Origin of the sequence: Falsihalocynthiibacter sp. CO-5D18, assembly GCF_041205445.1 — a bacterium.
In the GTDB taxonomy this organism is placed as follows: Bacteria; Pseudomonadota; Alphaproteobacteria; order Rhodobacterales; family Rhodobacteraceae; genus Falsihalocynthiibacter; species Falsihalocynthiibacter arcticus.
In genome coordinates, this window is record NZ_JBGFCF010000008.1 from 40,394 (window position 1) to 58,766 (window position 18,373).

Annotated in this window: 15 protein-coding genes; 10 read left to right on the forward strand and 5 right to left on the reverse strand. The window is 55.3% G+C overall.

Annotated features, from left to right (window positions below):
* Positions 1–30 precede the first annotated feature (30 nt).
* The gene (locus AB9F27_RS11995) at positions 31–1,620 is read right to left on the reverse strand and encodes an ABC transporter substrate-binding protein (RefSeq protein ID WP_335584520.1); all 1,590 of its coding nucleotides are present in this window, start codon (positions 1,618–1,620) and stop codon (positions 31–33) included.
* A 72-nt stretch (positions 1,621–1,692) separates the two neighbouring features.
* Positions 1,693–2,334, reverse strand: a complete 642-nt coding sequence (locus AB9F27_RS12000) for an XRE family transcriptional regulator (protein ID WP_335584519.1) — start codon at positions 2,332–2,334, stop codon at positions 1,693–1,695.
* A 337-nt stretch (positions 2,335–2,671) separates the two neighbouring features.
* Here AB9F27_RS12000 and AB9F27_RS12005 point away from each other — a divergent pair, with 337 nt between their 5' ends.
* Complete coding sequence (locus AB9F27_RS12005; protein ID WP_335584518.1) at positions 2,672–5,710, forward strand: aminotransferase class III-fold pyridoxal phosphate-dependent enzyme; 3,039 nt, start codon at positions 2,672–2,674, stop codon at positions 5,708–5,710.
* Positions 5,711–5,726: 16 nt separating this feature from the next.
* Here the strand turns inward: AB9F27_RS12005 and AB9F27_RS12010 are convergent, their stop codons facing one another.
* A complete protein-coding gene (locus AB9F27_RS12010) occupies positions 5,727–6,431 on the reverse strand; it encodes a GntR family transcriptional regulator (protein ID WP_335584517.1) in 705 nt (234 codons plus the stop codon).
* A 201-nt stretch (positions 6,432–6,632) separates the two neighbouring features.
* On the opposite strand from AB9F27_RS12010, the gene AB9F27_RS12015 reads away from it, so the two are divergent.
* Entirely contained in the window at positions 6,633–7,583 is a 951-nt protein-coding gene (locus AB9F27_RS12015; RefSeq protein WP_335584516.1) for a dihydrodipicolinate synthase family protein, read from the forward strand.
* A 72-nt stretch (positions 7,584–7,655) separates the two neighbouring features.
* Here the strand turns inward: AB9F27_RS12015 and AB9F27_RS12020 are convergent, their stop codons facing one another.
* Positions 7,656–8,690: an Ldh family oxidoreductase gene (locus tag AB9F27_RS12020; protein ID WP_335584515.1), complete on the reverse strand. Its 1,035-nt coding sequence runs from the start codon at positions 8,688–8,690 to the stop codon at positions 7,656–7,658.
* A 334-nt stretch (positions 8,691–9,024) separates the two neighbouring features.
* Here AB9F27_RS12020 and AB9F27_RS12025 point away from each other — a divergent pair, with 334 nt between their 5' ends.
* Genes AB9F27_RS12025 through AB9F27_RS12060 form a run of 8 tightly spaced genes read left to right on the forward strand, consistent with a single transcriptional unit; the run spans position 9,025 to position 16,913 of the window.
* Positions 9,025–9,831 (forward strand): transporter substrate-binding domain-containing protein, encoded by an 807-nt coding sequence (locus AB9F27_RS12025; protein WP_335584514.1) that lies wholly within the window; start codon positions 9,025–9,027, stop codon positions 9,829–9,831.
* 60 nt (positions 9,832–9,891) lie between these two features.
* Positions 9,892–10,557 (forward strand): amino acid ABC transporter permease, encoded by a 666-nt coding sequence (locus AB9F27_RS12030; protein ID WP_335584513.1) that lies wholly within the window; start codon positions 9,892–9,894, stop codon positions 10,555–10,557.
* Between the two features lie 10 nt (positions 10,558–10,567).
* Positions 10,568–11,221, forward strand: coding sequence for an amino acid ABC transporter permease (locus tag AB9F27_RS12035; RefSeq protein WP_039000904.1), 654 nt, complete (start codon positions 10,568–10,570; stop codon positions 11,219–11,221).
* Positions 11,214–11,936: an amino acid ABC transporter ATP-binding protein gene (locus AB9F27_RS12040; RefSeq protein WP_039000760.1), complete on the forward strand. Its 723-nt coding sequence runs from the start codon at positions 11,214–11,216 to the stop codon at positions 11,934–11,936. Before AB9F27_RS12035 ends, AB9F27_RS12040 begins: the two co-directional genes overlap by 8 nt.
* Entirely contained in the window at positions 11,936–13,159 is a 1,224-nt protein-coding gene (locus AB9F27_RS12045) for an FAD-binding oxidoreductase (RefSeq protein ID WP_335584512.1), read from the forward strand. The genes AB9F27_RS12040 and AB9F27_RS12045 overlap by 1 nt, the downstream gene beginning before the upstream one ends.
* Positions 13,160–13,168: 9 nt before the next feature.
* Complete coding sequence (locus tag AB9F27_RS12050; RefSeq protein WP_335584511.1) at positions 13,169–14,173, forward strand: 4-hydroxyproline epimerase; 1,005 nt, start codon at positions 13,169–13,171, stop codon at positions 14,171–14,173.
* A gap of 9 nt (positions 14,174–14,182) precedes the next feature.
* Complete coding sequence (locus AB9F27_RS12055) at positions 14,183–15,865, forward strand: aconitase X (protein WP_369757739.1); 1,683 nt, start codon at positions 14,183–14,185, stop codon at positions 15,863–15,865.
* A gap of 10 nt (positions 15,866–15,875) precedes the next feature.
* The gene (locus AB9F27_RS12060; RefSeq protein ID WP_335584509.1) at positions 15,876–16,913 is read left to right on the forward strand and encodes a trans-3-hydroxy-L-proline dehydratase; all 1,038 of its coding nucleotides are present in this window, start codon (positions 15,876–15,878) and stop codon (positions 16,911–16,913) included.
* Here AB9F27_RS12060 and AB9F27_RS12065 read toward each other — a convergent pair.
* Positions 16,910–18,370, reverse strand: coding sequence for an aminotransferase class V-fold PLP-dependent enzyme (locus AB9F27_RS12065; protein ID WP_335584508.1), 1,461 nt, complete (start codon positions 18,368–18,370; stop codon positions 16,910–16,912). The two genes, AB9F27_RS12060 and AB9F27_RS12065, sit on opposite strands and share 4 nt — an antisense overlap.
* Between the last annotated feature and the right edge of the window lie 3 nt (positions 18,371–18,373).

An 18,373-nucleotide genomic window follows, 5' to 3' on the forward strand; every position in this document is an offset into this window, starting at 1 on the left:
TTTACGTGCCACCCCAAGGGCTTAGAGAGCTTAGTTCGACAAGCCAACTTGGTTGAAGATATGGCCACCAAGTGGGTGAACAACATAGCCTTCAACTTCTGGACGCATAGTCATAAAGACGACCGAGTGCGCGATTGTCGACCAAGGCGCTTGATCCTTGAAAATGACCTGTGCTTCTTCATAAAGCTTGGCACGTTCGGCCTGTGTTGGCAGAACTTTCGCTTGCTGAATCAACGCATCAAACTCTTCGTTACACCATTGTGCACGGTTTGATTGGCCAACACCGTCACATCCGAGCAAAACAGCAAGGAAGTTATCGGGATCACCGTTGTCGCCTGTCCAACCCAAGAGCACGGCACCATCACGGTCTTCGGCTTTTGAGCGTTCAAGGTATTCACCCCATTCGTAAGACACAATCTCAACATCGACACCGATCTTGGAGTAGTCTTCCTGCATAAGTTCCGCCATGCGGCGTGCATTGGGGTTGTAGGGACGCTGAACAGGCATCGCCCAGATCTTCATTTTCAGATCAGTAACACCTTCGGCTTCCAACATCGCTTTGGCGGCTTCAGGATCATAATTATCGTCTTCAATTGCGTCGTTATAGGACCACATTGTTGGTGGGATCGGGTTTTTGGCAATTTGGCCAGACCCTTGGAACACAACATCAATGATTGCCTGTTTGTCGACCGCCATGTTCAACGCCTTGCGAACATTGGCATTATCAAAGGGCGCAACCATTGTGTTATACGCGAGATAGCCCACGTTAAGACCTTCTTGCTCCATAACGACAACACCGCTGTCGTCTTTCATCGCCTGAACATCTGCGGGATTTGGATAGGCCATAACATGGCATTCGCCCGCCTGAACTTTTTGGTAACGCACAGAAGCATCAGGTGTGATCGCAAAGATCAGCGATTCAACTTTGGCATTGTCACCCCAATAATCGTCGTTGCGCAGATAGCGGATAACCGCATCTTTTTGGTAGGCTTGGAACGAGAACGGACCAGTGCCGATTGGCGCTTGGTTCAACATTTCTGGTGTGCCAGCTTCCAACATCGCATCCGCATATTCTTTGGAAACGATCGACGCAAAATCCATCGCCATGTTGGCAATGATCGGCGCTTCTGGACGCGTGAGGTTGAATACAACGGTGTAATCATCCACTTTTTCGATGCTTTCAATCAAGTCTGGCATCGACATGCCGCCGTAATATTCCCATGTTCCGCCGGAAACGGTGTTGTATGGGTTTTCTTCGTTGCCCTGACGATCAAACGTAAAGATCACGTCGTCGGCGTTAAAATCGCGTGTGGGGGTGAACTGATCGTTGCTGTGAAACTTCACACCTTTACGCAAGTTGAAAGTGACCGTTTTCCCATCTTCAGAAACGTCCCAGCTTTCGGCAAGTCCAGGGATTGTTTCGGTGGTACCGACTTTGAACTCTGTCAGGCGGTTATAGAGGGGGTGGCTGGACGCATCAAACGTTGTGCCAGCCGTGAAAAGCGCTGGGTCAAACCCCTCGGGGGAACCCTCTGAGCAATAGACAAGCGACTGCGCGGAAGCCGCGGTGCCCATCGTGGCCATAAGCAGCCCAGTGGCGATTTTGTACTTAAAAGTCATTTGGTTGTATCTCCCTTTGGTTGTCGTTTTTAGTGTTTTTGGCGGCATGGTTTTCCAGCCGCATTTCAGCCCCTATGCTATCGTTTTTTCGGGGTCAGAATTGGTAAGGTCCTCTGTGATATCAGGGACCATTTGTGGAATTTGGTCGGACTTTTTATAGTGCATTCGTCCCACCCAAAGAATCCGTGCGGGCTCTTGGGTGCGGTTGGACCAACTGTGCGGTTTCTCCCCAAGATAATGCAAACTATCACCGGTCGACATGATATACTCGCGCCCACCGACCATCTGCGAAATCTCGCCCTCCAGAATATAAATGATCTCTTCACCGAGGTGTTTCACAAGTTCGGATTCATATCCTGCGGGAACATTCATCACAAAAGACGTCAGCTCGTGCCCCGGAAAATCCGCACCGATCTGTTCGTATTCAATAGAGGACCCGGCCGTGGCGAAGCGTGGACGACTGCCTGCGCGCGTCAAGCTATCGGCGACTTGCGGCTTGCGGATGAAATAGTCGAGGTCAACGTTGAGGGCTGCGGCAATTTGGGAAAGCGTACCTAGGGTTGGTGTCGCGTTTCCGCGTTCCAACTGGCTGATATATCCAACGGAAACACCGGATGCGGCCCCGAGTTGCTGCAACGTCATCGAAAGACGTTGCCGCTGGCGACGCATACGCGCTCCGAGTTCATTTGCGTCCTTGCGCCTTTCAGCCTTCACAAACCGACCTCCCCCCAAGGAATTTTGTTAGTCCGGCGAGGCTATTAGCATAAAGATTTTTGTCAACAATAATTTTTTTACTATAACCTCAAAAGCCGAACCTTTAGCGCGAAAACTCAGATCGAAAACGTCTCGTATCATAACCCTAAACGAGTGCAGATCGACATTTTTATCCCCCCATGAAATGGCACAAAATTCCACCCAAGAGGCGCAAACATCCACTGCGCACCGTGGTCGTTCAAGATTTGTTCTTTGATTTTCCAACAAGTTTCCCCCTAATTGAGAGTGATTCAATCGGAGCCGCGCGGCTTTTCGATTCGTCGCAAAAAATAACACCTTGAGAGCGAACGGGCACAATATGACACATCATTGGCAAAGCGTATTGCGAGATATTTGGGGCATACACGCCACCGTAACCCCGCTTGACGGCGAGTTGGATCTCAACTTTCTGGCGACCGGAACACAAGATTACGTGCTCAAAGTCATGCGCATTGGCTGCCCCGTCGACTTCATCGACCTCCAATGCCGCGCGTTCAATCACATCGCGCATAATGCACCAGACGTCCCCGTTCCCGATGTGATAACAACCCACTCAGGGGAATTTTTTGCCGCGGTGCCAGACGAGGCAGGCGCCAAGCGTCTGGTTTGGGTGTTGCGCAAAGCCGAAGGGCGGACCTATGCCAATTTCCGCCCGCAGTCCGTCGCATTATTGCGCGATTTGGGCCATGCCATTGGGGCAATGGACCGCGCGCTGGCCGATTTTAAACACCCAGCACTTGCGCGTGATTTCAAATGGAATTTGACCCAAGGCGATTGGATTTCGGACCATCTTGAGGGGATCACCGCGCCCAAACGCCGCGCACTCATCAGTGACATTCTGGCCGCATTTTCCACCATCAAACCGGCGCTAAAATCCCTGCCCCACGTCGCCATCCACAACGACGTGAACGACTATAACGTCATCGTCGGCGGCACCCTAACGAAGCCCCCCCATGTGACGGGATTGATTGACCTTGGCGACATCTGCGCCAGCCCGCGCATTTGCGACCTCGCGATTGCGGGCGCCTATATGGTGTTGGGCCAAGCGGACCCCGAACAGGCCTTGGCCGCACTGGTTGCGGGCTATCACGCCGCCTACCCGCTCACCTCTAAAGAGGTCGATCTGATCTGGCCGCTGTTGCGCATGCGCCTTGCTGTAAGCGTGGTGAACTCAACCCAAATGGCGCTCGAAAACCCGCATGATCCCTATGTTGTCATTTCCCAGAAACCCGCGTGGGATTTTCTGGAAGCAGGCGCGGTGAACGAAGAATTGATTGGCAAACGTCTGCGCGCGGCCTGCGGTTTGCCGATCACGGATGCTGCGCCCCGCGTTCAGGCGTGGCTCGATCAAGAGCGCGGGAGTTTTGCCTCCATTATGGGCGAAGATTTGGCGCGGGCCCCGATGGGTACGCTTTCGGTGGAACACTCCACATGGCCGCAAAATCCGTTTGACCTTCCGTTGGCTGAAGCCGCCTTGGTTGGGCAGGAATATGAGGATAACGGTCGCATTTGGCTTGGCTATTATAACGAACCCCGCCTGATTTATACCGCCCCCGCGTTTCGCCGTGGACCATGGAAAGCCTCAAATCGGCGTTCGGTGCATTTGGCGATTGATGCCTTTGCTCCTGCCCAAACCACCCTGCATGCACCGATAAAAGCCACAGTTCATGTGGTTGAAAATCGCACCGCTCATCTGGACTATGGCGGCGTCGTTATTCTGCGCCACGAGACCCCAAATGGCGACGCGTTCTTCACACTTTATGGCCACCTTAATCCCGAAGTTCTTGAGACTTTGCAGGTCGGCCAAACCCTTGCAAAGGGCGAGGCTTTTGCCCGTCTTGGCGATGTGACGCAATCAGGTGGCTGGGCACCGCATGTGCATTTCCAACTGGCCCTTTCGACCGATGGCATGGGCGAAGATTGGCCCGGTGTCGCGGACCCGGACGAGATGTATCTGTGGGGGGCGATCTGTCCCAATCCCGCTGCTTTGATGAATTTACCTGACGCCAAAGTGGTCTTCACCCCCACCGACAAAGACGCAGTTAAGGCTGAGCGCGACCGCCTTTTTGGCCGCAATCTGCGTCTAAGCTATGCCGATCCTGTGATGCTGGTGCGCGGCTGGAAACACCATCTGTTTGACGAATGGGGCCGCCCCTATTTGGACGCCTATAACAACGTGCCGCATGTGGGCCACGCCCATCCCCGCATTCAGGCCGTCGCGGCGGACCAACTCAAACGGATAAATTCAAACACGCGGTATCTGCATCCGGCCCAGACCGAATTTGCGCAAAAAATCATCTCGAAAATGCCAAAAAGCCTGTCGGTCTGCTTCTTTGTCAACTCTGGGTCCGAAGCCAACGAACTCGCCCTGCGGCTTGCCCGCGCCAAAACGGGTGGCAAAGACATGATAACGCCCGATCATGGCTATCACGGCAATACCACCGGCGCGATCGACATTTCGGCCTATAAATTTAACGCCAAGGGCGGCGTAGGCCAACCCGATTGGGTGCAATTGGTCGAGGTCGCCGACGACTATCGCGGAAGCTATCACCGCGACGATCCAGATCGAGCCGAGAAATTTGCCGCCCTTGTGGACGACGCCCTTGCGGCTATCAAAAAACGCGACGGAAAACTGGCAGGCTTCATCGCCGAAACCTTCCCCAGCGTTGGCGGCCAAATCATCCCGCCCAAAGGCTATTTATCGGCGGTCTATCAACGGGTTCGCGCGGCTGATGGTGTGTGTATCGCCGATGAAGTGCAAACGGGATTGGGGCGATTGGGTGACTATTACTTTGGGTTTGAGCAACAAAACGCGGTGCCCGACATTGTGGTCTTGGGCAAGCCAATCGGCAATGGCCACCCCCTCGGTGTGGTCGTCACCACCCGCCAAATTGCTGAAGCTTTTGCCAAGGGGCCGGAGTATTTCTCGACCTTCGGCGGCTCAACGCTGTCCTGTCGCATGGGCAAAGAAGTCCTTGATATCGTTGACGATGAGGGCCTGATGGAGAATGCGCGCGTGATGGGCGCGCGGCTGTTTGACGGGTTGGCGGCGCTGCAACTACGCCACGACGTGATTGGCGATGTGCGCGGCTATGGCCTGTTTATCGGCGTTGATTTGGTGTGGGATCCCGAGAGTCGCGCTCCCGCTACTCAGATTGCCGAATATGTCAAAAACCGCCTGCGCGCGCACCGTATTCTAATCGGTTGCGAGGGGCCATTTGACAATATTCTCAAGATACGCCCGCCTCTAACGATAGACGCCGAGGACGTGGAGATGCTCCTTACGGTGCTTGGGAAAACACTAGAAGAAGTAGACCAGATGAGGGAGGAGCATTGAGGGCGCCTCCCTCATCCTAAAGGGTGATTTTTACACGGCGATCGTTTGAGATAAGCCTTTGAATTTGAGCGACGATTTGGTCCGCATGCGCATGTGCGACTTCGTCGGCCCGCTCAACGTCGCCTGCCGCAATCGCGTCGATCATGCCCTCGTGCTCGCTGACAAATTGTGGCGGAAGTTGATCCTGATAAGACGAGTAATACAGCCGCAATATCCGCCGCCCCTCATCCAATAGCCGCAGGAAAAGCCCTTCGTAATACACGTTCTGCCCCGCCACCGCGATGGCCGCATGGAACTCGCGATTTGTTGCTATCATCGCCAAAGCGTCTTGGTCCTTAACGGCGCGCTCAAACTCGGCCTGATGCGCGCGGATAATCTCTAAATCCTCTGGCGTGTGGTACTCTGCAGCCAACCGCGTGGTCATGCGGTACATCAACGTAAGCGCATCAAAAAACGTGTGCAGCTTGAGGAAATTTATATTGGACACCACGGTCGAGCGATTTGGCAACGTGGTCACCAACCCCTCCACGGACAAGCGGACCAGTGCTTCTCGGATCGGCGTGCGCGACATCGCAAAGCGTTCCGCCAGTTGGATTTCGTCAATTGGACTGCCCGGTTCCAGGACCAAATCGATGATTTCATCGCGCAAAACATCGTACACATGCTTCACTCCAGACCCGCGTTTTCGGTCGGGTTTCTTGATGGCGTCTGACTTTGTCATGATGAATCCTTTTTGTACACAAGAAGGATATTGGAACCCGCTCGTTGGAGCAAGAGTAATGACGATTGTTCGACTCTAGAACAAAACTTGTCGACAAATAAAATCCAACACGTATTATCGCGCTCAAGATATAGAATCAAACTCTATGCGCTGCGCCTTTAAATCTAATCCCGCACGCGCACGACACTTTAGGAGATCACAATGACCCGCCCCATTTTTTCCGGAACCATTCCGGCCCTGATGACGCCCTGCACCCCCGACCGCACCCCGGATTTCGACGCTTTGGTCCGAAAGGGACAAGAACTGTTCGCGGCGGGCATGTCGGCGGTGGTGTATTGTGGCTCGATGGGCGACTGGCCGCTTTTGACGGATGCACAGCGGATGGAAGGCGTTGAGCGCCTCGTTAAAGCGGGTGTTCCCTTGATCGTCGGCACGGGCGCTGTGAACACGAAACTGGCGGTTGCCCATGCGGCCCACGCGCAAAAAGTCGGCGCCCAAGGCCTGATGGTTATCCCCCGCGTGCTGTCGCGTGGCGGTTCTATGCCGGCACAAAAAGCACATTTCAAAGACATCTTGGCCGCGGCCCCCGACCTCCCCGCCGTGATCTACAACAGCCCCCACTATGGCTTTGCCACCCGCGCGGACCTGTTCTTTGAACTACGCAAGGATCACAAAAACCTGATTGGTTTCAAAGAGTTCGGCGGCTATGATGATCTGTCCTATGCGGCAGAACACATCACCAGCGGCAACGACGACGTGAGCCTGATGATCGGTGTCGACACCGCTGTTGTGCATGGTTTCGTCAATTGCGGCGCGACAGGTGCGATCACGGGTATCGGCAACGTCCTCCCCTCCGAAGTCTTGAATCTGGTCGCCCTGAGCCAAGATGCCGCCAAAGGCAACGCACTGTCACGCCAACGCGCAACCGAGTTGGAAACCGCGCTTAACGTTTTGTCGAAATTTGACGAAGGTGCCGACTTGGTGTTGTTCTTCAAACATATGATGGTTTTGAACGGAGACGCGGAATACACGCTGCATTTCAATGAGAGCGACGCGCTTTCGGACAGCCAACGCGGTTTTGTCGAAGCCCAACTCAAGCTGTTCCGCGCGTGGTATGCCGATTGGTCCAAACTTGCAGGCGCTGTTCTTTAAGCTACAGCGCCCCATTCAAATCAAAAAGGCCCGCAGAGCCTCGCGGGCCTTTTTTCGTTTATGGAAAAGGATTTAAGAGACGGCCTTCAACCCATCTTTGCGCAGGCGTTCCAACAAAGCCACCTCTTCGGCCGTCAAGCGAATGCCATTAGCCTGAGACTCGGACCGCGCTGCAAAGCGGCGTTGCGACGGCAAGCGCGCCCCCTGACCAAGGATCGCATCAAACAGGGTTTCCGCTCGATCCAAGCTCGCGCCCCCGCGGCCTGCGGCAAATTTTTCGGGGCTAAAGGCAATGATCAGTTCGCCGTGGCGCGGCGCGATATTGGTGGCTCCCAGAAACTCCAAGGCTTCGGGGCTGGTCATATCGCCGATCATCACCCCCGCGAGCAATTCGATCATGGTGGAAATGGCCGACCCTTTGTGGCCGCCAAAGGGCAGCATCGCCCCCTCCAAAGCCAGCGTGGCATTGGTTGTGGGCGTGCCGTTTTCATCCATCGCCCAGCCCTCGGGAAGCGGTTTCCCCGCGATACGGTGCAACTCAACTTCGCCGCGCGCCGCGACGCTGGTGGCGAAATCAAACACATAGGGGTGCGCGCCTTTGCGGGGCCAACCAAAGCCCAGCGGATTGGTGCCGAGCAAAGGTTTTGTGCCGCCCGTTGGCGCAACTGTCGCGTAACTTGGGCACATCGCAATCGCGGCAAGGCCAAGATCGGTGAGCGCCTCAACCTCTGGCCAAAGCGCGGAAAAATGGGTGCAATCGTTGATCACAAGCGCCGCTAACCCCAAGCTATGGGCGCGTTCCGCCAGCACGGGCGCGCCCAACTCGAACGCTGCATTGGCAAAGCCACCCTTGGCGTCGACCCGAACAATTGCGGAGGCATCCTGTTGCAATTTCGGCGTCGCTTGTGGGTCCACTTTTCCCTGCTTTAACGTACGCAAACAGCCCTCAATCCGATAGATGCCATGTGATTTACACGCATCCTGTTCTCCCGCCAAAATCACGCGCGCCAAGGGGCCTGCCTGTGTGACCGAGAACCCAACGTTGAGGAATATCTCTTCGATCAATCCGCTCAACTCTTGGGCGGTGAGGGTCGTTGCGTCGGTCATTTTGGTAGTCCTTACTTTCATTAGATGGCGTCGCGGATATTTCAGACAAAGGCGGGTCGCCAATTGTATATAATTTGTATACATAGAGGATAATCTTAGCAAGTCACCTCCCCCGTCACTTTCTCATTCCTGTCGAAGAGTTCGCATTTCATTTGCGCAAACGAGGTCGATTCGCCCCTTAAACAGGGCGCTCTACGGCCTTTATCGACAAGTCGCGCCCGTTAAGTATACTAATTAAATACAAATAATATTTTTAGTTGATTCAAGTAAAATGCACAACCATAGTCGCCTCACAGACGAATCAAAAAACAATGCCACCACGGGAGAACGACAAATGAAAACTTCGTTGATTATTGGAAGCCTGCTGACTGCAACGGCGCTTACTTCACCGGCAAACGCGGACAAATTGGACGATATCATGGCATCTGGCACGCTGCGCTGTGCTGTGGTGTTGGATTTCCCACCAATGGGGTCACGCGATGCGGACAACAACCCAATCGGCTTTGACGTCGACTATTGCAATGACCTTGCAGCGGCACTCGGCGTAGAAGCAGAAATCGTTGAAACACCCTTCCCTGACCGTATTCCAGCCTTGGTTTCGGGCCGTGTTGATGTTGGGGTTGCCTCCACTTCTGACACGCTTGAGCGCGCAAGAACCGCTGGCTTCACGATCCCCTATTTCGCCTTCACAAACGTTGTTTTGACCCGCGAAGATGCTGGTGTTGAAGATTTTGACGGCTTGAAAGGCAAAACTGTTGGTTCAGTTGGCGGCACCTTCGAAGGCATCGCACTTGAGGACAACGTCAAAGAATGGGGCGAAGGTAGCTTCCGTCCATACCAATCCCAAGCAGACGTGTTCCTTGCCCTTTCGCAAGGCCAAATTGACGCGACGGTTGTGACTTCAACTGTGGCTGGTTCCATCGTTGCTTCGGGCAAATACCCAGGCCTAACTATCAAAGGCGACGCGCCTTATGCCATTGATTACGTAGGCCTTATCGCGCTGCGTAACGAGTACGGCCTGCTGAACTATCTTGATCTCTTCATTAACCAACAAGTCCGCACAGGACGGTATCAAGAGCTGTATGGCAAATGGGTTGGCGGCGACGCACCTGAACTAACTGTTCCTAACGTTTACCGTTAAATCGGCGGGGGGCCTTCGGGCCCCCTTGCTTTCCCGCAAGCTCCCACACAAAGGGTCGCGATGTTTAACTATACATTCCAATGGCGTCAGGCGCTGCAAAAGCTTCCGCAATTATTTGACGGAGCTTTGGTCACACTTGAGATCGCCCTTTTGTCGATGGTCATGGGTATCCTTTTGGCCGTCATCCTCGCCGTTGCGCGCAATTCAAAATCCAAGCTGATCTATGCGCCCGCGACAGTATGGGTCGAGGTGGCACGCAACACGCCTGCCCTTTTCCAGATTTACATGGCGCATTTCGGATTGGGAAGTTTTGGCATCCACCTCAGCCCCTTCGTGGCGCTTTTGGCTGGGATTACGTTCAATAATGCGGGTTATTTGGCCGAGACATTTCGCGGCGCCCTGCGCGCCATTCCAGACACCCAAACGCGGTCGGCACGTTCCCTCGGGATGCGCCCCCTTCAGGCCTTCCGCCTGATTGTGATGCCGCAAATGTTCCGCATCGCTTTCTTGCCCACCACCAACCAAATGGTTTGGGCGATCCTGATGACCTCATTGGGCGTGACCGTAGGAATGAACACCGACCTCGCTGGCGTAACCCAAGATATCAACGTGAGAAGCTTTCGCACGTTTGAGATTTTTACCCTTGCGGCTGTGTTCTACTACTTCATTGCAAAAGCGGTGACGATTGGCGCACGGCTGATCGCATGGCGCATGTTCCGGTATTAAGGAGAGTACCATGTTTGATACCGGTTTAAACCTTAACGACCTGATGTTCCTCGCTAAAGGCGCAGGAATGACACTGGCGGTCACGGCCTTTGCTGTGACGGGCGGCACACTTATGGGGCTGTTCTTTGGCGTCCTTCGCGCCCATATAAGTACGTGGGCCGCCCTGCCTATAATCTTTGTCTTGGATATATTTCGCTCTGTGCCGTTGCTGATCCAGTTGGTTTTGGCGAATGCGTTCCAAGCGATCGCGGGCCTAAATATGCCGCCCTTCGCCACGTCTTGTGTCGTTTTGGCGCTCTATACATCGGCCTATTGCACCGAGATTGTGCGCGGCGCAATTGATGCGGTTCCGATGGTCACACGTCGCGCGGCGCGCTCGTTGGGTCTGTCGTGGGGCCAAGACATGACGCAAATCGTGTTCCCAATGGCGCTTAGGGTGGCCCTTCCAAGCTGGATTGGCCTTACCCTCGGCGTTTTGAAAGACAGCTCATTGGTCCTCTGGCTGGGCATCATCGAACTGCTGCGCGCCAGCCAGATCCTTGTGACCCGCCTGCAAGAACCTATGTTCATCCTGATGGTCACAGGAGTTATATACTTTGCCCTAAGCTTCCCCATCGCTCGGCTTGGAAGCCAACTCGAAAAAAGGTGGCGTGAGAATGATTGAGATTAAAGACGTTCGTAAATCCTTTGGTCCATTGGAAGTGCTTAAGGGCATAGACCTGACGGTTCAAAAAGGAGAAGTTGTGTCGGTTATCGGCGGCTCTGGTTCGGGAAAATCGACGCTCCTGACCTGTATCAACGGTTTGGAACAGATCAGCCACGGCAGCATCCTTGTGGATGGGATTGAGGTGCATGCAAAATCCACCGACCTTAACAAACTGCGCCGCAATATCGGTATTGTGTTCCAACAGTTCAACTCTTTCCCCCACCTCACCGTGTTGGAAAACGTGACTTTGGCCCCGCGCAAAGTGTTGGGAATGTCGCGCGAACAAGCCGAAGAAATCGCCGTCAAACACCTCACGCATGTTGGCTTGGCCGAGAAACTCTTGGTCTATCCTGGACGGCTTTCCGGTGGCCAACAGCAACGTATGGCGATTGCGCGCGCTCTAGCTATGTCGCCTGCATATATGTTATTTGATGAGGTGACATCCGCGCTTGATCCGCAATTGGTGGGAGAGGTGTTGGACACGCTGAAACTGCTTGCAGACGAGGGTATGACGATGATTTGCGTGACGCATGAAATGGGTTTTGCCCGCGATGTTTCGGATCGGGTCGCCTTTTTTCATCAAGGAGTTATGGCCGAGATCGCGCCTTCCAAACAGTTCTTCGACGCGCCACAGCATGCGGAAACGCAAAAGTTTCTTTCGAGCGTACGCTAATGAGCACCCAAGATGCCGTGGTGGTTGGCGCCGGTGTAGTCGGTCTCTCGATTGCTTTGGCAGCTCAAGCGCGGGGTCTTACTGTCCGTGTGATTGATCGTGAAGGCCCCTCTGCGGGGGCCTCTGCGGGCAATGCTGGCGCGTTTGCCTTTCCCGAAATCCTGCCGCTGGCTTCACCAAAAGTTATGCGCAAAGCTCCGAAATGGCTACTCGATCCGTTAGGCCCCCTGTCGATCCCGCCTCAATACGCGTTGAAAATCGCACCATGGATGTACAGATTTTGGCGCGCGAGTTGGCCCGCAGAAGTGCGCGCATCAACGGTTGCTTTGACGGAATTGAACGCGATTTCAAAACGCGCGCTCAAACCATTTTTGCGCGACAACGGTTTGATGGATATGCTGCACCACGACGGGCAATTGCTGGTTTATGAGGGGCGGTCCGAGTTTGAAGCCAGCCTGCCGGGCTGGAAGGTCCGTGAAGACGCCGACATCCCCTTCCGTCACCTCATAGGCGACGAAATCGCTGAGGTCCAACCGGGTCTTCATGCGCGGTTCACCCATGCAACATTCACGCCGGAATGGTACTCGATTTCCGACCCCAAGCTATACACCCTCGCGCTTGCCGAGCAGTTCCGTGCCAAGGGCGGCGAAATTGTAATCGCCGAAGCCACGAGTTTGGTTGACGGCGGTGTGCAGACCAGTGTCGGAAAAATGACCGGCAAAATCGTCCTTGCGGCGGGCGCGTTCTCGCACCACCTTGCGCGGACGGGTGGTGTCAAAATCCCGCTTGAAACCGAGCGCGGCTATAACACCACGCTGCCCCCAGACGCGGTCGATCTGCGGTGCCACGTGACGTTCGGCGGCCATGGTTTTGTAATTTCCAAGCTGACAACCGGCATCCGTGTTGGCGGAGCGGTTGAGCTGGGCGGATTGAAACTTCCACCAAATTATAAGCGGGCAGAAGCGCTCCTGACCAAAGCCAAACAATTCATGCCTGCGTTAAAAACCACGGGTGGCACACAGTGGATGGGCTTCCGTCCATCGCTCCCCGACACTCTTCCGGCTCTCGGCCCCCTGCCTGGACGCCCTGATGTGATTTGTGCTTTTGGCCACGGGCATCTTGGATTGACCCAATCGGCGGGCACTGCTGAAATCATCGCGGATTTGCTCGTTGGCAAAGCCCCCGCGATGGACCTATCCCCGTTCTCTCCTGCGCGTTTTTAGAGGCATCGCATGACCCAATTTACCTTCCCTTGCATTGACGGCCACACCTGTGGCAACCCCGTGCGCCTTGTAACCGGTGGCGCGCCGCAATTACCCGGCGACACGATGCTGGAAAAACGCGCGCATTTCTTGGCTGAATACGACTGGATCCGCACGGGCTTGATGTTTGAGCCACGCGGCCACGACCAAATGTCGGGCGCGATCCTCTATCCGCCCACACGCGAGGATTGTGACGTCGGGGTGTTGTTTATCGAGACCTCTGGCTGTTTGCCAATGTGCGGCCACGGCACCATCGGCACCGTCACAATCGCGCTGGAAAACGGTTTGATCCGCCCCGAAACGGCGGGCGTGCTGCGGCTAGACACCCCTGCCGGTCGGGTCGATGTGACCTATGTTCAGGACGGGCGGTTTATCGAGGAAGTGCGCCTGACCAATGTCGCGAGTTTCCTGCATTCCGAAGGGCTTACGGCCAACGTCGCAGGCCTAGGCGAAGTTGTTGTTGATGTGTCCTATGGCGGTAATTTTTACGCCATCGTCGATCCGCAGAAAAATTTCAATGATATGGCCGATTTTTCCGCAGGCGAGTTGGTGGGGTTTAGCCAAAAACTTCGCACAGCATTGAATGAAAAATACGAATTTACCCATCCAGAAAAACCCTCGATTTGCGGTCTATCGCATATCCTGTGGACGGGCGCGGCACAGCATCCAGAAGCCAGCGCACGCAACGCGGTTTTCTATGGCGACAAAGCGATCGACCGTTCGCCCTGCGGCACAGGAACCTCCGCGCGCATGGCGCAATTGGCGGCAAAAGGCAAACTCTCCGTCGGCGATGATTTTATCCACGAGAGCATCATCGGCTCGCTCTTCAAGGGCCGCGTCGAGGCAGCGGCAACGGTTGCAGATAAGCCTGCGATCATCCCGTCGATTGCCGGATGGGCCCGCGTAACGGGCATCAATACAATATTCATAGACGATGAACGCGACCCCTTCGCGCATGGTTTTGTGGTTAAATAGAAAGTACTTATGACACGCAGCATCCTTGCCGGACACGCAAACGGACCCGTTTTGGCGTCCGAAGAAGGCCTTAGTTTTTGGGGCGGCGTTGATGCTTCCACAGGCGTCGTCATCGACGCACATCATCCGTGGCACCGCCAATCCCTCGCGGGGAAAATCGTGCTGATGCCCACCAGTCGCGGATCTTGCACAGGCTCTGGCGTGGTGCTTGAATTGATCCAAAACGGCCACGCCCCTGCCGCGTTTATTTTCCGCGACCATGAGGATGTTTTGACCCTCGGCGCGTTGATCGCACAGCAGCTATTTGACATGAACGTCCCCGTCGCACAATTGGACGCGGCAGATTTCGCAGCCCTGTCCCAAGCCGCCACCGCGCAAATCTCGCCAACCGAAATCACCGCGCCAAACCTGACAATCCCGCTGTCCCCCTTGGCCGACGTCGCGCTTGACCTCTCAGACGGCGACCGCGCCATGCTTGCAGGTGCCGACGGCGAAGCGCCCAAAATGGCCATGCAAACCATCGTCACCATGGCAGCCCTGCAAGGGGCCACAAGTTTGATCGACGTGACCCAAGTGCACATCGACGGCTGTATTTACGCCAGCCCCGCCAATCTGGTTTTCGCGGAAAAAGTGGCCAATATGGGCGCGCAAGTACGGGTGCCAACTACGATGAATGCCATCTCTGTGGATCATGCCAATTGGCGCGCGCAGGGCATCCCGCCCGACTTTGGCCTGCCCGCAAGCCGCCTTGCCGATGCCTATGTGAAAATGGGCGCACGCCCCAGTTTCACTTGCGCACCCTACTTGCTCGACACCACCCCCAAAGCTGGGGAAATGATCGCATGGGCGGAATCTAACGCCGTGGTCTATGCCAATACAGTTTTGGCCGCGCGCACAGTGAAACACCCCGATTTCTTTGATCTTTGCATCGCCCTCACAGGCCGCGCTCCTTTGTCTGGTGCCTATCTTGATGAACACCGCGCCGCCCTTCGGATCATCGAAATATCCCTCCCCGCGCAGCACGATGACTCCCTTTGGCCGATGCTGGGATATCTTGCCGGACATTTGGCCCCTGAATGTATCCCCGTTCTGACAGGGTTGGAAAACCTTTCCCCGAATGAGGACTATCTCAAAGCAATGTGCGCTGCGTTTGGCACCACCTCCGCGGCGCCGATGATGCATGTAGCAGGCATTACGCCGGAATCCACGATGATCTCCCCTAACGCCGAAACCGTGTACGCGGGCCTCCCTGACCTTGCGCGGATTTGGAAACAGTTCAATCCCGGCCCCGCCCAAATCGATCTCGTGGCCTTTGGCAGCCCCCATTTCTCGCTATCTGAATGCCACGCTTTGGCGAAACTTCTTGAGGGGAAACATCGTCACAACGAAACCGATGTTATTGTCACTTTGGGCCACGACACCCTCACCCAAGCCCGCGCGGACGGCACATTGGCCATCCTTGAGGCCGCAGGCGTCCAAGTCGTGCCGGATATTTGCTGGTGTTCGATTTCCGAACCCGTATTCCCCCCAAGCGCCAAAACCTTGATGACCAATTCTGGTAAATACGCGCATTACGCGCCAGGTCTTTGTGGGCGCGAAGTGCGGTTTGGCTCGCTCGCCGATTGCGCCCGCGCCGCCTGTACAGGCCAAGCGCCCAACACTCTCCCCGACTGGCTTACGCCTCAACCTTAAGGTCCCAAAAATGCGCAGTACAAAAACCATCCATGTGATTTCGGCCCATGCCGAAGGCGAAGTTGGCGACGTGATTGTGGGTGGCGTGACCCCGCCCCCCGGTGAGACGCTCTGGGAGCAAAGCCGTTGGATCGCCAAGGACCAAACCCTACGCAATTTCGTGCTAAATGAACCACGCGGCGGCGTGTTTCGCCATGTAAACCTATTGGTACCACCGAAAAACCCGCTCGCCGATGCGGCCTTTATCATCATGGAACCCGAAGACACGCCCCCGATGTCCGGCTCCAATTCGATCTGCGTTTCGACCGTACTTTTGGAAAGCGGGATTATCCCGATGATTGAGCCTGTCACCGAACTGGTGCTTGAAGCGCCCGGTGGGTTGGTGAAGGTGCGCGCGACATGTAAAAACGGCAAGGCCGAGAAGATTTCCGTGCAAAACCTGCCCAGCTTTGCGGCCGATCTGGACGTCGAACTGGAGGTCGATGGCCTTGGTACATTGCGGGTCGATACGGCCTATGGCGGCGATAGTTTTGTGATTGTCGACTCTGAAGCGATGGGCCTGTCATTGGTCGCCGAAGAAGCGCATGAGATTGCCTGCCTTGGCGTGCGCATCACCAATGCAGCCAATGAAAAGCTGGCGTTTCACCATCCCGACAATCCCGACTGGACGCATTTTTCATTCTGCCTTTTTGCGGGTCCCGTGACACGCGACGGAAATGAATTACGCGCAGGTGCCGCGGTTGCTATTCAACCGGGCAAGGTCGATCGCTCGCCAACGGGCACAGCCCTTTCGGCGCGGATGGCGGTTTTGCACGCCCGTGGCGAGATGGGATTGGACGACACATTAACGGCGGTGTCAGTCATTGGCTCAACTTTTACGGGCCGCATCGTCAGCGAAACCACGGTCGGTTCCCGCCCTGCCGTTGTGCCCGAAATTTCGGGCCAAGCATGGATTACGGGCATCCACCAACATATGCTCGACCCCACTGATCCTTGGCCCGAAGGCTATCGCCTTTCGGACACATGGGGCGCGCGCGGAAGCGACTAAGGCGCAGGCAACTCAAGCTCCTGTCCTAACTTAACGACCTCTCGCACCAACAAATCAAGGTCCTGTCGTTTGGTGCGATGATTGTTGATCGCCACACGCAAACAATGCCGTCCGCCCACCGTGGTGTCGGACGGTACTGCCAGCCCGCTTTCTTGCAGGCGGAGCATGATTTCGGTGTTCAGCGCCTTGAGGTCCTCATCCGAGCCCGCCGCATTACGATATCGAAAACAGACGATATTGATCGACGTCGGTGCCATGAGTTCCAAATGCGAGTCCGTGTGGATGAGGTCCGTCAAATAGGCGGCTTGCGCAATATTCTGATCAATTAGACGGCCAAATTTCTCCACCCCATGTTCTTTTAGCGACATCCATATTTTCAACGCCTTAAAGCCGCGCGACAACTCGAAACAATAATCCGCGAGGAATCCACCCGACGCGATACCGCGCGGTTTTTCTTCCAGAAATTCGCCATGCAACTCAAAGGTTTCGAAATGCAACTGCGCGTCTTTGACCAAAGCACACCCCGCTTCAAACGGTGTATGTAGCCATTTGTGCGGATCAAGGGCCAAGGAATCCGCTTTTTCAATCCCGTCCACCATTGCTCGATTAACGGGGGCAATTTTGATCAAGGCGCCAATACAGCCATCCACGTGAAACCACATGCCTTCCCGCTGACACAGCGCTGCAATGGCCTGCATATCGTCAATGGCGCCGGTGTTTGTGGTGCCCGCCGTGGCAATTACACAGGCGGGTTCGCACCCCGCAGCACGATCCTCTTGGATGGCCTGTTCCAACGCGGGTATGCTTATCCGAAAGTTGGCGTCCGAAGGGATCACCCGCAGGGCGCGTCGACCAAGGCCGAGGGCTTCCAACGCCTTCTGGCTAGCGCTATGGACCTGATCTGAGGTGTAAAATCGCAGCGGTTTGGGCAGGGCCGTGATCCCTTCCTCGCGCACATCGACGCCCGCCATTTTGTTGCGCGCAACCGTCAGGCACACCATGTTTGCCATCGACCCGCCACTGGTCAATGTCCCACTCGCCGACGCTGGAAAATCCATCAATTCCTTGAGCCAGTTCACGACTTGCCGGTCAACTTGGGCTGCCGCTGTATCCCCTCCGCCAAGGTTGGACCCCTCAATGGCCGCCAGAAAATCAGCCAGCGCGCCTGTAAAATTGCTCGATCCCATGTACCAGCCCCAAAACCGTGGGTGAATATTCCCCATCGCATAGGGGAAAACCGTTGACAGAACCTCGTCATAAACCGCGTCCAATGGCGTGGGTTCCATGGGCACAGGCGTGAGGAAACCATCGCGCACCGATTGCGGCATTTGCTGCCAAACCGGACGCTCCCGCACCCCCTCAACATGGGCAACGGCGTCGTCAATCATCCGCGACGCCGTTTTATGCATATCCGCCCAATTCGCAGGATCGAGGCTTTCTTCTGGAGTATCCGTCATCAT